Annotated in this window: 10 protein-coding genes; 5 read left to right on the top strand and 5 right to left on the bottom strand. The window is 65.2% G+C overall.

Annotated elements, in window-relative coordinates; genetic code table 11:
* The first annotated feature begins 5 nt into the window (after nt 1–5).
* The 4 genes from ASF58_RS14835 to ASF58_RS14820 all read left to right on the top strand — a co-directional run bounded on the left by ASF58_RS14835 (nt 6) and on the right by ASF58_RS14820 (nt 5,000).
* Nucleotides 6–1,112: a DegT/DnrJ/EryC1/StrS family aminotransferase gene (locus ASF58_RS14835; protein ID WP_055953555.1), complete on the top strand. Its 1,107-nt coding sequence runs from the start codon at nt 6–8 to the stop codon at nt 1,110–1,112.
* 288 nt (nt 1,113–1,400) lie between these two features.
* Nucleotides 1,401–3,086, top strand: a complete 1,686-nt coding sequence (locus ASF58_RS14830; protein WP_055953553.1) for a glycosyltransferase family 61 protein — start codon at nt 1,401–1,403, stop codon at nt 3,084–3,086.
* Nucleotides 3,083–4,072, top strand: coding sequence for a glycosyltransferase (locus ASF58_RS14825; protein WP_055953551.1), 990 nt, complete (start codon nt 3,083–3,085; stop codon nt 4,070–4,072). Before ASF58_RS14830 ends, ASF58_RS14825 begins: the two co-directional genes overlap by 4 nt.
* A 157-nt stretch (nt 4,073–4,229) precedes the next feature.
* Nucleotides 4,230–5,000, top strand: a complete 771-nt coding sequence (locus tag ASF58_RS14820) for an alpha/beta fold hydrolase (protein WP_348271594.1) — start codon at nt 4,230–4,232, stop codon at nt 4,998–5,000.
* 239 nt (nt 5,001–5,239) lie between these two features.
* On the opposite strand, the gene ASF58_RS14815 is transcribed toward ASF58_RS14820, so the two are convergent.
* The 4 genes from ASF58_RS14815 to ASF58_RS14800 form a co-directional block, all read right to left on the bottom strand.
* Entirely contained in the window at nt 5,240–5,764 is a 525-nt protein-coding gene (locus ASF58_RS14815) for an NAD(P)-dependent oxidoreductase (RefSeq protein WP_156375684.1), read from the bottom strand.
* 87 nt (nt 5,765–5,851) lie between these two features.
* Complete coding sequence (gene gmd / locus ASF58_RS14810) at nt 5,852–6,898, bottom strand: GDP-mannose 4,6-dehydratase (RefSeq protein ID WP_055953541.1); 1,047 nt, start codon at nt 6,896–6,898, stop codon at nt 5,852–5,854.
* A 79-nt stretch (nt 6,899–6,977) separates the two neighbouring features.
* Nucleotides 6,978–7,925, bottom strand: a complete 948-nt coding sequence (locus ASF58_RS14805) for a GDP-L-fucose synthase (RefSeq protein WP_055953536.1) — start codon at nt 7,923–7,925, stop codon at nt 6,978–6,980.
* 188 nt (nt 7,926–8,113) lie between these two features.
* Entirely contained in the window at nt 8,114–11,668 is a 3,555-nt protein-coding gene (locus ASF58_RS14800; RefSeq protein WP_055953533.1) for a rhamnan synthesis F family protein, read from the bottom strand.
* Nucleotides 11,669–12,062: 394 nt separating this feature from the next.
* Between ASF58_RS14800 and ASF58_RS14795 the strand changes: the two genes are divergently transcribed.
* Nucleotides 12,063–13,160 carry a hypothetical protein gene (locus tag ASF58_RS14795; protein WP_055953530.1) on the top strand — a complete coding sequence of 366 codons (1,098 nt, stop codon included), beginning with the start codon at nt 12,063–12,065 and terminating at the stop codon, nt 13,158–13,160.
* A gap of 53 nt (nt 13,161–13,213) precedes the next feature.
* Here ASF58_RS14795 and ASF58_RS14790 read toward each other — a convergent pair whose 3' ends face one another.
* A complete protein-coding gene (locus ASF58_RS14790) occupies nt 13,214–14,110 on the bottom strand; it encodes a 2-dehydropantoate 2-reductase (RefSeq protein WP_055953528.1) in 897 nt (298 codons plus the stop codon).
* Between the last annotated feature and the right edge of the window lie 69 nt (nt 14,111–14,179).

The raw sequence follows: 14,179 nt of genomic DNA, 5'->3' as shown, positions 1-14,179 counted from the left end.
GTGCCGTGAATCGCGTTCCATTCTTTTCCTTGCAAAAAGTCCACCACGACGCACAGCGGGAGCTGGAGAACGCGTTCAAGCGAGTGTTTGAGAGTTCTTATTACGTCCTCGGCCACGAGGTCTCTGCCTTTGAGGCCGAGTTCGCACAGTTTTGCAACGTCCGACATGCAATCGGTGTCGGCAATGGTCTGGATGCGCTGACTCTGATCCTGAAAGGCTTAGGCGTTGAACCGGGCGACGAAGTGATTGTGCCGGCTCACACCTTCATCGCGAGTTGGCTGGCGGTCGATCAAGCCGGAGCCAAGCTGGTCCCGGTCGAAGTCGATCCCTCGACCTTCAATATCGATCCCGAGGCGGTTCGTGCGCGCATCGGGACACGAACCAAAGCCATCCTGGCCGTGCATCTCTATGGACGTCCGGCGCCGATCGACGAACTCCTGGCGATCGCTGAGCCGCACGGCGTCGCCGTTATCGAGGATGCTGCCCAAGCTCACGGCGCGGTCAATCGCGGCCGGCGGACGGGCGGGCTTGGCTTGGCCGCAGCCTTCAGTTTCTACCCGACGAAGAACCTGGGCGCCCTGGGCGACGGCGGGGCGGTCACGACGAACGACGACGAGCTCGCTCGGCGCGTGCGGATGCTGAGGAACTACGGGTCGGAGCAGAAATACGTCCACGAGATCAGCGGAACCAATTCGCGCCTCGATGAGCTGCAAGCCGCCTTTCTCCGTGTCAAGCTCGCCGCGGTCGATGGCCAGAACGCGACCCGTCGCGACATTGCTACCCGCTACGCTCAGGGCCTGAGGGATTGCCCGAATCTGACGCTTCCGGCTCCCGTCGAAGATGGCGACGAGCACGTTTACCACCTCTACGTCGTTCGGTCGCCGGAACGCGAAGCCCTGCGCGCCAAGCTGGAGAGCCGCGGAATCTCGACCCTGGTCCACTACCCCATCCCCTGCTTCAGCCAGGACTGCTACAGGGGCGCCGCGTTCTCGGAGTCCTTCGACCTCTCGAAGCGGTTGGCAGACGAGGTCCTGAGCCTTCCGATGTGGCCGGGCATGTCCGACGATATGGTGGATCAGGTCATCTCCGCGGTTCGCGAAGCCTGCGCCTGACCCCCAAGACGACGCCGCGGCTGGAAGCCCCGATGGACCCTACGGGTCTGTTCATCGGGGTCATGGACAGGCGCAGCCAGTCTCGCCAAGCGCCAAACAATCCGTGGTGACAGCGCGCTTTCACCACGGTTACGAGGTTTGTGGTTTATGCAGAAAATGCCCGCCTCGGCACTCTCACTTGCCGCGGCTCGCAGCATCCGGGCGATACGCGGCTTTCTGCTGGGTGCTCAGAGTTTGGGAGCACGATCAGGCCGACCGAAGACGCCCATACGGCCCGAATGCCTCGCGTTGATTCGACCGCTCTTCGACGAGGCCTGGTACCTGGGGGGCCATCCCGAGGCAGCAAAGCGGGGGAACGATCCCCGCATCCACTACCTGAGCGACCCGGAAGCGCGGTACGACGCGCCGCATCCCCTCTTCGATGGTGCGTGGTACCTGGCTCAGCACCCGGACGTGGAGGCTGCGGGCACGCATCCCCTCCTGCACTATCTCGAGCGCGGCGCGGCTCTCGGCTACGCACCACACCCGCTGTTCGATGGAGCCTGGTATCTCGAGCAGCATCCCGAGGTGGAGAAGGCGGGCGTAAACCCGCTCGTTCATTTCCTGCGGGAGGGGGCGGGCCTGGGCTACGCGCCATCGCTCGCGTTCGACACCGCGTGGTATCTGCACAGCAATCCGGATGTCACCGCAGCGGGTCTCAATCCGCTGGTCCACTTCGTCGTACACGGCGTCCACGAGGGGCGCCGCCCCAACCCCCTGGCCGAAGCCGCTGCCTTCGAGACGCTCGCGCGGTCGGGCGATGCCGTTCGAGCGATTCGCCTCCTCGACTGGCGTCAGCACCTCCTCCCCCAGGACGGGACAGTGCCTTACGTCGCAACGTTTCGCGGGGGGCAGCTTTCGGATGTCTTCAATCCAAGTGAGCCGGCTGTGGGAATGCCCCCTGGATCCTCGGAAAGCCTCTACCAGCTCGTGCCCCTGACGGATGCGACGGTTATCGGCGGCACGACATCGCTGATCGTGTCGGACTGCTTCATCCCGACGAACATGCCCGGCGCGGGAAGCGGCGAGTCTGCGCCTCCCGATTATCCTGAAGCCTGGAAGGCTGGTGAGGCCGTCGTTGTCAGGTTCGGCCGGAGGAGCCGAACGTATATCCCGCAGGGTATCCATCTGACGGGTGGGGACCGGACTTTCGCCGACTTCCTCACCTCGCTCCTGCCGCGGCTGATCGCCGTGCAGTCCAGCGAACTCGGTCCGGAGATCCCGCTCCTTGTGAGCGCGTCGGTGGGTGAGCGAGAGCGCGCGGCCCTCCGCCTCCTGAGCCGGTCTGAGCGAACTCTCATCCCGCTGACGGACGGCGTGGCTTACCATACCGACCTGCTCCACTACCCGGTCAGGCGTGATCGTGAAGTGCGAGATCGACGATCCGACGCCGCCCCGCACCCCAGCGACGAGGTCGCGGCGTTGCGACAGGTGCGCGAACAGGTGCAGTCAGCCGTGACCGGGACCGCTCCGACGCGGAGGCGCCGGCTCTATGTCAGGCCGACGGCTCCGCTGCAACGTTCCCTCGACGACCAGGCGTTCTTCGGAGCCCTCGTCGACCGGGATTTCGAAATCGTCGACATCGGCGATCTGTCGTTCGAAATTCAGGTACGTCTCCTGGCTGCATGTTCGATCGTGATCGTGCATGCGGGCGACGACTTCACGAATACCATCTGGTGTCGCCCCGGAACTCATATCCTCGTCATCGAAAGCGTTGAGGGCGAGGATTGGCACAATACTCCTGTCGGACGCGTCGTTGCCGATTTGGCGACGATCCGCACCATTCCGTCAATGTTCAGCCGCCTCTCTGACGAAGCAGGGCCGCGCCAAGCCGTGAGGCTCGACGCGCTGACGCCAATCTTGGACGGAATGATTGCAGCACTCGGGCTCCCGCCGGCGCGCGTCGACGATCAGAATCGCAATCGTCTATCATGAGTAAGCCGGCGCCGATCGTCAGCTTCATCGTGACGTTCTATCAGCAGAAGGCCTTTATCGGTCAAACGATCCGAAGCGCGCTCGAGCAGAAGTTGGATGGCATTGAAGTCATTGCCGTCGATGACGGCTCGACGGATGGCGGTGCCGAACGCGTCAAGGAAATTCGCGATCCAAGGCTGACGCTGATCGTCCAGGACAATCGCGGTCCAAGCCTGGCCGCGAACAGCGGGATCAACGCGGCTCGGGGCGAGTACATCGCCCTCTTGGGCGGTGACGACATCGCCCTACCGCAGCGCGCTGTCCGTCAGTATGACCTCGTCTCGAAGGGATACGCCGATATCGTCTTCGACGTGCCGCAACTCATCAACGAGACTGATCTTCCTCTCGAAGATTCATTTTACCCTGCATTTTCGCAGTTCGATTTCAACCGTGGTAATCGCGTAAGCCTGGATCATCTGTTCTTCCGTGGTAATTTCCTTTGCGCGCCATCGGTCTTCATGCGCCGGTCGACGTTCTTGCAAGTGGGGCCGTTCAGCCCTGGCCTCATCCAGCTTCAAGACTTCGAGTATTGGATTCGTTGCCTGAAACACGGCTTCGTTCTCAGGGTTGTCCGCGACCGGCTCACAGCCTATCGCCGCCGGGGTGTCGGGCTCAATCTTTCAGCCTCCTCGAATATGGCCCGCCTGCTGATCGAGGACGGGTATATCATGCGTCACTTTTTCGACGGCATGGACCTGACCTCCCTGAGGCGGCATTTTGCCGAGCACGTTCCCTTCCATTTCACCGATACGCCCGCGGACATCGCCCTCGCGAAAGCCCTGATTTATCTCCACGACAGCCGTCGGACGGTGTCGAACATCGCTTTCGAAATCCTGATCGATGCCTTGCAGAGAGATCCCTCGGTGCAGGAAAGGGCCGCCTCCGTCGGATTGACGATGCCTGTCATCTTCAGTGAAATGCTTCGAAGGGGCGATCCTTCAGGTTGAGGCCGCTCTCGACCAGCATAGGCAGCCGATCCTGCTCCCTGATAAGCCTTTAATAATTTTGAATTGCATAATCTCTGAAATGAAAACAATTTTGACTCAGGCGTATTGGCTCGGATTACCGAGAGTCGCTTCTTGGCCAAGTTGTTGAATCATTTGGTTGCATTCCCTCGTAAAATTTTGGTCGTTCGGGCAACGCTTACGTCCCGGCAAGCTCTACGGTACGCAAACGATGGACGTTATTCTAATTCCTGGTTTCATGACGGATGCTTCGCTCTGGGACGATATGTTGCCAGCGCTCGAAACCCTCGGATCGATCACGCACGGCGACACGACTGCCAACGCGACGATCGCTGATATGGCGCGAGACATCCTGTCGGGAGCGCCGGAGCGGTTCGCCCTGATCGGCTTCTCGATGGGCGGCTATGTCGCCCGGGAAATCGCCCGCATGGCTCCGGGACGCGTCCTGGCCCTCGTGCTGGTTGCGACGTCGGCGCGCGCGGACACGCCAGAGCAGACGCGACGGAAAGCTGTAGCCGTGAAAATGGCGGACCTGAAGCGCTTCACCGGTTTTAGTCGCCCCGGTGTCCTGATCTCGCTGCACCCGGATCGCGCGACGGATGAAGCGCTCATCGAGCGCGTAAGGGCCATGAGTGAACGGGTCGGAGGCGACGTCTTCCGACGTCACACCCAGCAGTTTCGGGAGACCGATTTATCGCGCCTCGCCGCGATCCGATGTCCGACCCTGATCGTCGCGGGCGACCGGGATGCACTGCGCAGCTGGGAAGAGTCTGAAGAACTCTGTGCAGGGATCAGCGGCTCCGAACTCGTGCGTATCGAGAACGCAGGCCACATGATCCCAATGGAAGAGCCGAGCGCGCTCGCTCAAGCAATTGTCCCCTGGCTCCAGGAACAGGCCTCGCCGAAGTAGCTGTTCCGCTCCTCGTAGGGATGCTGCTGCAAGAGGCGCCGTCCTGGCAGTCCGACGTCCTGCTTATGAAGCTCTCAGCAAGGCAAGTCATTTCGGTATCGTGGTGCGGGCATCAGATCCGAGACGCGCCGGTGAAGCTGGGATAGGCCTAGGACGATACTGATGACGCCCCTCCCCTCGGTCGTGGGGGGCGGAGCGCGATGCCTGCTGTCCCATCGCGCGTCACGAAGGAAAGTGAGTCAGCCGCCGCTCCCGGTCGCCGTCCAAACCGTGAGGCGGGATACCTGCGGCTCGTCGGAAAGTGCGCGCTCGACCCAGTAGACGAGGCCCTTTTCTGTCAGGCGCACCGCCTCGTGTTCGTGCGGCGGGACGGAACCAGGGTGAAAGTGGCCGAAGCGAAGGGCGATCGCGCGCCGGCCTTCCTTGCCAGCCAGCCAATCACAACACATCGCCTCGCCGTCCTTCTTGGCTTGCACATAGGTCTTATCCGCTTCGTCAACCCCGCTATGCGGGTCGACCGTCACGGAACTGGCATAGACGAAGCGCGTCGTGTCGGCTGACTTCAGAGCGGTAGCAAGCATCGCGAGCGATGCTTGCGCATCCGCAAAGTCGACGGCTAAATGAATGGCCGCGTCAACGGAACCGCAATCGGACAGATCGCAGCCCTCGTCTTTGTCGAGCAGGATTATATCATGCTTGCGACTCAATGCTGCGACGAGCGTGCGGCCCATACGACCACCGGCTCCGGTCATGGCAATCTTCATTCGCCCGTCTCTTCAGCTTCGGCGCCACGGATCCAATCGTCGCCGATCTGAGGGCGGGTCCCGCTGCCGGGCGCGTCGTGATCGACGTCACTGGATCGCGGCGAGATCGGCACGCACCATTTCCTCGACGAGATCGGCAAATGGAACGGTGTGCGTCCATCCAAGCTTCTCGCGCGCCTTGGTCGGATCGCCGAGCAGCTGGTCGACCTCCGTCGGTCGAAAGTAGACCGGGTCGATCTTGACGAGCACTTGGCCGGTCTTGGCGTCGAGGCCCTGCTCCTCGACCCCCTCCCCCTGCCACGCAATCGTCCGGCCGACCACGGTGAAGGCGCGCTCGACGAACTCTCGCACGGAATGCATCTCGCCGGTGGCCAGCACGTAGTCGTCGGGCACCTCCTGCTGCAGGATGCGCCACATCCCCTCGACGTAGTCGCGGGCATGCCCCCAGTCGCGCATGGCGTCGAGGTTGCCGAGGTAGAGCGTAGGCTGCAGTCCAGCCTCGATCGCCGCCACCGCACGGGTGATCTTGCGGGTGACGAAGGTCTCGCCGCGCGTCGGGCTCTCGTGGTTGAACAGGATGCCGTTCGAGGCATGCATGCCGTAGGCCTCGCGGTAGTTCACCGTGATCCAGTAGGCGTAGAGCTTGGCCACCGCGTAGGGGCTGCGTGGATAGAACGGCGTGGTCTCGCGCTGGGGCACCTCCTGGACCTTGCCGTAGAGCTCGGAGGTCGAGGCCTGGTAGAAGCGCGTCTTCTGGCTCAGGCCGAGGATCCGGATCGCCTCCAGGAGGCGCAGGGTGCCGATGGCGTCGGAATTGGCGGTGTATTCGGGGGTCTCGAAGCTGACCTGGACGTGGCTCTGGGCGCCAAGGTTGTAGACCTCGTCCGGCAGGGTCTCCTGCATGATCCGGATCAGGTTGGTGGCATCGGTCAGCTCGCCGTAATGCATGTGGAAGTCGGTCGGCGCGAAGCGGGGATCCTCGTAGAGGTGATCCACCCGCCCGGTGTTGAAGGACGAGGACCGGCGCTTGATGCCGTGGACGATGTAACCCTTCTCGAGCAACAGGGCCGCCAGATAGCCGCCATCCTGTCCGGTGACGCCCGTGATCAGAGCCGTTTTCTGCGTCGTGGACATGCGTCGCTCCTAGGGGGTCGCAGGGAATGGAGGGGTTGCCGGCGCGCCGCAGCCTTGCGGTCGCGCGGTGGGGGCCCTGTCAGGCCTCGGGATGATGGTGGCGGAACCAGGCGTAGGCATCCGCGATCCCGGCGCGCAGGTCGATCCGCGGCTGCCAGCCGAGAGCCTCCAGGCGGGTGGTGTCGAGGCGCTTGCGCGGCGTGCCGTCCGGCTTCGTGGCGTCGAAGAGCAACTGCCCCTGCCAGCCCAAGACCTCGGCGATCGTCTCGGCCAGTTCGCGGATGGTGAGTTCCTGGCCGGAGCCGACATTGATCGGCCCTTCGCCGGAATACGCCTTCATCAGGTGAACGCAGGCGTCGGCGAGATCATCCACGTGCAGGAACTCGCGGTACGGCGTGCCCGTCCCCCAGAGCGTGATGGTCTGGAGGTGATGGCGCTTGGCCTCGTGCACCTTGCGCAGGAGCGCCGGCAACACATGGCTGCCCTGGAGATCGTAATTGTCCGCCGGCCCGTAGAGGTTGGTCGGCATCGCCGAGATGAAGTCGGCTCCGTGCTGGCGGCGATAGGCCTGGCACAGCTTCAGCCCGGCGATCTTGGCGATGGCATACCATTCGTTGGTCGGCTCAAGCGGTCCGGTGAGGAGTGCGTCCTCCGCCATCGGCTGGGGCGCCATCTTCGGGTAGATGCAGGAGGAGCCGAGGAACAGGAGCTTCTCGACACCCACAGCGTGGGCGCTCTGGATGAGGTTCGCCTCGATCATGAGGTTGTCGTAGAGGAAGTCGGCCGGGGCGCTGTCATTGGCGGCAATGCCGCCGACCTTGGCGGCGGCCAGGAAGAGAGCTTGTGGCCGTTCCGCCGCCATCCAGTCCTCGACCGCGGCCTGCCGGCGCAGATCCACCGTGTCCCGCCCAAGGGTGAGGACGGTGCAGTCCTCCGAGGCCAGCCGCCGCACGAGGGCCGATCCGACCATCCCTCGATGGCCCGCGACGAGGACGCGCTTGCCGGAAAGATCATAGGTCGGGTTCATCGGTCAGCCGGATCCTTCAGGATGTCTCGAAAAGTAGGCCTCGACCTCGGCCCCGGAAGTCCACTTGGCGCGGGCAGGTGGGCACCGTGCAGACCCTGCCGGAACACGCGCCCTTGTTATTCATCGCTGCGAGACACGAAACGCCAGCGCCGGCAGGTCAATCCCAGCGATGACGAGTCAAACCCGCTTCATGAAACGCCTAACCGGTGAGCCGTGTCATGACCAGCGCGACGTCCCTGCACGATCGCTTGATTGAGCCGGTATCTCTCTGAGAGAACACGGTCTGGAATGGCGTTCTGCAGTGCGAAGCTGCGATCGCGCGCGTTCATCGCGGCGATGGCCGCCTCCGGATCCGGGTGCAGATCGATCCCGAAGCGCTCCGCCCAGAATCGCCCCTCGATCGCCGAGACGGCATGCTGCTGCGTCACGTCGAAGGCGTGGGAGTGGTAGACCACCGCGTCGTCGACATAGGCCTTCTGGAAGCCGAGCCGCAGCGCTTCCGCCGCCCAGACTTGGTCTTCGCCCCATGCGATGTCGGGATAGGGCAGGATCTTCCAGGCTTCCCGGGACAGGGCCGAGTTGTTGTCCGAGTAGAACTGCATCGTCATCCCCCAGCTCTGACCGCCGGGGTACAGGAAGCTCGGCAGGCCGCCGTCGCGATCGATCACGTCGGGCAGGAGTGCGAGGCGGTCGAACATCTCCTGCAAGTCGCGCCGCGTGAAGGGATCGTGGTCAGGATAGGCCTCGTGCCGGCCGATCACGCCCGCGACGCGCGAGCCCCGCGCGAAGCCGCCGATCAGGGCCGACAGCCAGTGCGCGTCCTTCGGACAGGCATCCTGGGTCAGCAGCGCGACGTAATCGCCCTCCGATCGGGCGATCCCGAGATTGCGCGTCCGCCCGTGCTGGAACGCGGCCTTGTCGATCGTCTCGACCCGGAAGGGGCCGCCGCGCTCCCGCACGCGCTCCGCGGTGCCGTCCGTCGAGCCGCTGTCGATGACGAGCACGTCGTAGGGGAAATCGCAGGCCTGGCCCGCGAGGGCGTCGAGGACACGGGTGAAATCCGGGCCGGCATTGTAGGTCGGGATGAAGACCGTGGCCCGCGTGCCTGTCAGCACGGCGGGTGCCGGGAACGCTTTCAGGGTGACCGGGGTGAAGCCGGTCTCGCCGAGCCGCTCGAGCAGAGCGGCTTCCAGCGCGCGGGCGCTCCGCTCCCAGGACGTCGCCTGCGTGAAGGCGAGACCGCGGGCCCGTTGCAGGGCCTGGCGATCCGGATCAGAGGCGAGGCGCTCGATCGCGTCGGCGATCGCGTAGGGCATCGGGCCTGCGAAGGTGACCTCGTCGTTCCTGAAGATCGCCCGGGTGCTCTCGGTGTCGATCTCGATGACGGGCAGGCCGCAGGCCATCATCTCCAGCGGGATCAGCGAGTAGTTCGTCGTCGAGAAGACCACGCCGAGGTCGCAGGAGCGGTAGAGCGCAGCAAGTTCCTTCGGCGTCAGGATGCCGTGCTGGACGTGGGGAAACGCATACTGAAGCACGAGGTCCGCCTGGCCGAACAGCGCGACCTCGAACGGGAATCCGCGCTCGGACAACGCTTCGAACGCGGCGAAACCGAGGGCGACGGCCCGGCGCGGCGTATGCTCCCGCGCGTAGAAGGCGATCCGGATCGGCCGGGCGGCGACAGGCGGCCGCGGCGCCCCCTCGGAATAGACCGTGTGATCGGCACAGAGCTCCCAGGCCCGGGCCCAGACGCCGCGGGCCCGCATGCGGTCCAGCAGCCAGGCTCCGGCGCAGAGATGGGCGAACCCGAAACCGTAGGTGGCCTCGGCGATCAGGTTCAGGTCCCCGGCCGCGTGGAAGGAGGGCTCGAAGTCCTGGATCAGGTAGAAGCGGTCCTTGACGTTCTGCACCTGCGCGGCCGGATAAGCGCTCCAGCAATCCGTGGCGATGAGGACGTCGGCCGAGATCTGCCGCACGTCGTCCGGTAGGAAGCGGACATGAACGCGCGGTCCGATGGGCCGGTACCAGGTCTGGAGCAGGCGCTTCGCCAGCGCCTGGTCGTGAAAATGCGCGGCATTCTGAAACCACAGGGTCTGGTGGTGCCCGAAGCGTTCGAGCCACTCGACGAGACGGAAGATCGTCATGTGTCCCCCGGCCCCGCCCTGGGCGAAGGAGGGAACGATCCAGTGCACGTCGAGGGCGTCCGGGTTGAAGAGCCGGCTGACGGGCGCCACCGGGCGCGGCGGCCGCCGCGCGATCCGCGGCGTATCCCGGGACCAGAGCGTCGCGGGCGGGCACGTGCTGCTCTCCCGGTCGGGAAGTCCCGCGACGGGAATCAGGCGGGCCCGGCGTTCGGTGATGTAGTTGCGCACCGCGTAGCCGGAGGCGCGCACCACCAGCGGCATGATGCGTTCCAGGGCATGCGCGAAGGTCAGGTCGACCTGATCCGCTTCGGCTTCGAACCGGTCGAGCGTCGTCAGGGCGTCCGCGAGCGTCGCCAGGCCTGCGCTGCGGTACCAGGCCATCGATCCGGCCGGGTAGTCCGGCTGGACTCCGGCACCGGCCGGGAGTCCGAGCACGGCGAGGAAGGCGTCGATCGCCGCGCTGTTCTGCTCGACGTTCACGTATTCCCGGATGCGGTGGAAGTTGCGCGGGTACAGGCAGCCCAGCGTCGGGTCCGCCGCGAAGCGTTCCAGGACCCAGTCGACCAGCGCCTTCGATCCCAGGGTCTGGTCGAAGAGGTAGTGGCGCCACTCCTCGCCCCAGGAAACGTGGGTGCTGACCTTGGTGTGCAGATGCAGGACGACGTCGCAGGCCCGCCAGAGGTCCTGGCATCCCACCAGGAAGGGGCCGATGTCGCGGCCGCGATTCGGCACCACGCGGACCTCGGTCGTCTGCGTCACGGCATGCCGGGCCATCGCGCGGGCGATGAACTGCGCATCGGCCGCGGAAACGGCCGTGATGACGATCAAGGCGTCGGGCGGCAGGTTGTGGAAGCCCGGGATCAGTTCCTTGATCAACTCCGGGTAGAAGCAGTGCGCGTGAACGCAGAGGCGCAGCGCAGGCCCTGTCGTGTCGGTGGCGCGGTGCCGCAGGCCGACCGCGATCGACTCGGCGCTTGCCGTCTGCGGGACGATCCGCTGAACCTGCGCATGGTACGTGTCGATCAGGCTCCGTCCACGGCTTTCCAGCGCGGCGAACGTCCGATGATAGTAGAAGGACTCGAACGCGGACGACGGATCGCGAGACTCGAATTGCCCGAAATGGATGAAGTGCTGAAGCGGATCGATGTTCGCGTCGACGACATCGGGATTGTGGCTTCTGTAGAAATCGGCATCGAAAACCGACTTGAACGTCGCCTCCGCCGCCGCTGACGTCGCCGGCGGCGCCTCCCCTCGAAGACGCCAGCGGTAGCTCCCATAGAGCGCGACACAATGTTCAGCTGGAGTCTTGGCGCTGAGATCGAGGGTCGGGTGAGCGGCGTAGAACGCCTTCGGATCGAAATCGTCCGTCGGACGCCGCAGTTCAGGGCCACCATCCAGGAGGTAGTGGATTAGCGGATTGATCCCGATCTCTTGGACGTCGTGATAGGATTTCAGGTAGAACTGCGTATCGAAGAACGGTGAGGGCCTGAAGCCCTTCTTCCAGCCGATCGTGTGAAAGTGCTTCTCGGCGTTGATGTGACGCCCGATGCCGTAGCTCTTCCTGTAGAATGTCCGATTGAAGAGATTACTCTTGCGGATCATGCCGACATGTCGTCGGAAAGATTTTCTCCTCCGCAAGAAAATCATCGTATCCCAGACCTTGCCGTACAAAATGAGATGCGGGCGCAGCGCCCGTCGAAGACCGGAGGCTCTGACGCCTCGGACCGAACGAATCGAAAGGGGGCCGACCGCATCCGCGCCGAGGCCTTTGCGCAGACCGGTGGCCTGATAGCACCCCCCCTCGGCACCCGGCAACGCAGTCCCGGACCGGGCACCGCCCCCACGGATCTCACTCGGCAACTGAGGCCGTCGCGGTCGTGCAGAGCCCGGCAGCCGTGACGCCGCTGCGCGGACCCGGTCGATGTCGTGAGGCCGGCTCCCGGCGCGACGCGTCTCGATCCTTGGTTGTCGCCGATTCCGAGGTTATGGACGTCCGATGAAAGCAGTCTACACAGCGCGTGGCGACGGCCTCGGCACCCGCATGCTCTCGGCGCTCTACGCCCGCATCCTGGCGGAACATCTCGGCCTGCCGCTCAAGGTGATCTGGGCTCCGCTGGGCGGCGCGAGCATCTATGCCGATTACGGGCTGATGCACCCGGATTTCCTCCTGGACATCTTCGCCGATCGGACCCTGTTCCGCGAAACGAATCCAGGCCTCCGCGGCGTGATTCTGAGGAGCGACGCGATCGCGGATGTCAGGCTTCGAAGCCTGTACCATTCCATCGATCAGCTCGCCGGTTTGAGCGCGGACGAACTGCGGGATGCCTTGGGGGAATCGGAGGACCTGCTCTACGATTTTCCGGGCCCGCTCATCACCTTCATGTCCAGCGAGATCGATCTCGGAAGCGCCCTCGCGGCTGCGTGGGCGACGGTGAACTGGAGCGCGGCGGTCCTCGAGGCGGTCGGGCGCATCGGCAGACGTATCGACCTTCCCACCTGCACCGCTGTCCATGTCCGCCGTGGCGACATTCTCGACGTCGTCAATCGCGCCGACCTCGAGCATCTCGTCAACGACGGGATGGTCCAGGTCCTGCAGCGCTATACACCGCTCGCGGCCTTCTTCCGGCAGATCGACGCGTCGCGCCAGTTGGGCGACATCCTGGTCTGCACGGAGGACGCGGATGTGGTGCAGCGCTTCGCTAATCGCTACGGACGCGCCCGCGTCGCGTCGAGCATCGGCCTCGACCTCACCGAGAACCAGCGCGCGGCGACCGATCTGCTGCTGCTCTCGAAGGCTCGGCAGATCTTCGCGCCGTCGGTCAGCTTCTTCTCGCACTGCGCCGCCACGGTCAGCGGGGCCCGCCTCACGAACACGGGCTGGGACCTCGCGGCGAGCCTCGAGGAAATCCTAGGCTTCATCGATCGCAGCGACGCCACGCGGGTGCGGCAGGTCTCCGCCATCGCCTATGCCGCCGCGAGCCGCTTGGTCGCCGCGCAGGACCCGAGTCTCGCGGGGCAATTCCGGACCCAGGCCGCGCACTTCGATGCGGGTTTGTCCGGCCGCGTGCTGGGCGAGCACGCACCGGCGGCCTGAACCGGTCCGGCCTGCCCTCGGCCAGGCTCGGCGAACGGTCCTACGGGCTCGGCTCAGGACAAACCTGATCCCTCCAGCGCCCGAACCAGCGCCGTCAGCGCCTGATTGACCGGCGTGGCGATCCCGGCCGCCTGGCCTTTGCGCAGGATGAACCCGTTGAGGTGGGCGATCTCGCTCGCCCGGCCCCGTGCGAGATCCTGGGCGGTGGAGGAGACCTGGTCCGGCATGGTCGCCGCGAGGGCGAGGACCTGGCTCAGGATGTCGGACGCCACCGCGATGCCCGAGGCTTGCGCGACGGCGACGCATTCGGCCACGAGGTCCATCATCACCGCGTCGATGCCCGGCACGGCGAGAAGCCGGCCGTAGGGCAGCCGCGTGATCGCCGAGAGGGCGTTGTAGGCGCAGTTGACGATCAGCTTGCCCCAGAGGGCGTCGAGGGCCCGGTCGGAGACCTCCGTCGGGATACCGGCGGCCGCGAAGAGCGCAGCCACCTCGGCGCTGCGGGGGAACGGGCCCATCACCACATCGCCGCGGCCGTAATGCCGGACGTGACCGGGGCCCGGCATCCCGGTCGCGACGTAGACCGCCACCGGCACCACCGGCCGGCCGAGCACCGCCTGGAGCCGCTCGGGGTTGTCGACGCCGTTCTGGAAGCTCAGCACCGCCGCGTCGGGCGTCAGGAACGGGGCGATCGTCCGGCCGACCGTTTCGGTGTCACCGGACTTGACGCAGAACAGCACCACGTCGGCGCCGGCCACTCCCGCCGCCTCGGTCGTGGCCCGCAGGCGCACGGCGCCCTGCCCGGTGGCGGTCTCCAGGATCAGGCCGCGCGCCTGGATCGCGTCCACGTGGACCGCCCGTCCGACCAGGGTGACCATGGCCCCGGCCTGCGCCAGCAGGGCACCGTAATAGCACCCGACCGACCCCGCCCCCATCACGGCGACCTTCATCCCGTCGTCTCCCTGTGCGTGATCCAGGTCCGAGGCTTAAGGGAGGGCAACGCCCAGGGCCAGCCGATG

Origin of the sequence: Methylobacterium sp. Leaf125, assembly GCF_001423085.1 — a bacterium.
Lineage (GTDB): Bacteria > Pseudomonadota > Alphaproteobacteria > Rhizobiales > Beijerinckiaceae > Methylobacterium.
The sequence above is the reverse complement of the archived record's forward strand: the minus strand, read 5'-3'. Positions and strand labels throughout refer to the sequence as shown.

Bases quoted from the DNA above. Each gene is read 5' to 3' on its own strand.
- ASF58_RS14825 (WP_055953551.1), top strand. From the start codon at position 3,083: ATGAGTAAGCCGGCGCCGATCGTCAGCTTCATCGTGACGTTCTATCAG.
- ASF58_RS14815 (WP_156375684.1), bottom strand. From the start codon at position 5,764: ATGAAGATTGCCATGACCGGAGCCGGTGGTCGTATGGGCCGCACGCTC.
- gmd (WP_055953541.1), bottom strand. From the start codon at position 6,898: ATGTCCACGACGCAGAAAACGGCTCTGATCACGGGCGTCACCGGACAG.
- ASF58_RS14805 (WP_055953536.1), bottom strand. From the start codon at position 7,925: ATGAACCCGACCTATGATCTTTCCGGCAAGCGCGTCCTCGTCGCGGGC.
- ASF58_RS14800 (WP_055953533.1), bottom strand. From the start codon at position 11,668: ATGATCCGCAAGAGTAATCTCTTCAATCGGACATTCTACAGGAAGAGC.
- ASF58_RS14795 (WP_055953530.1), top strand. From the start codon at position 12,063: ATGAAAGCAGTCTACACAGCGCGTGGCGACGGCCTCGGCACCCGCATG.
- ASF58_RS14790 (WP_055953528.1), bottom strand. From the start codon at position 14,110: ATGAAGGTCGCCGTGATGGGGGCGGGGTCGGTCGGGTGCTATTACGGT.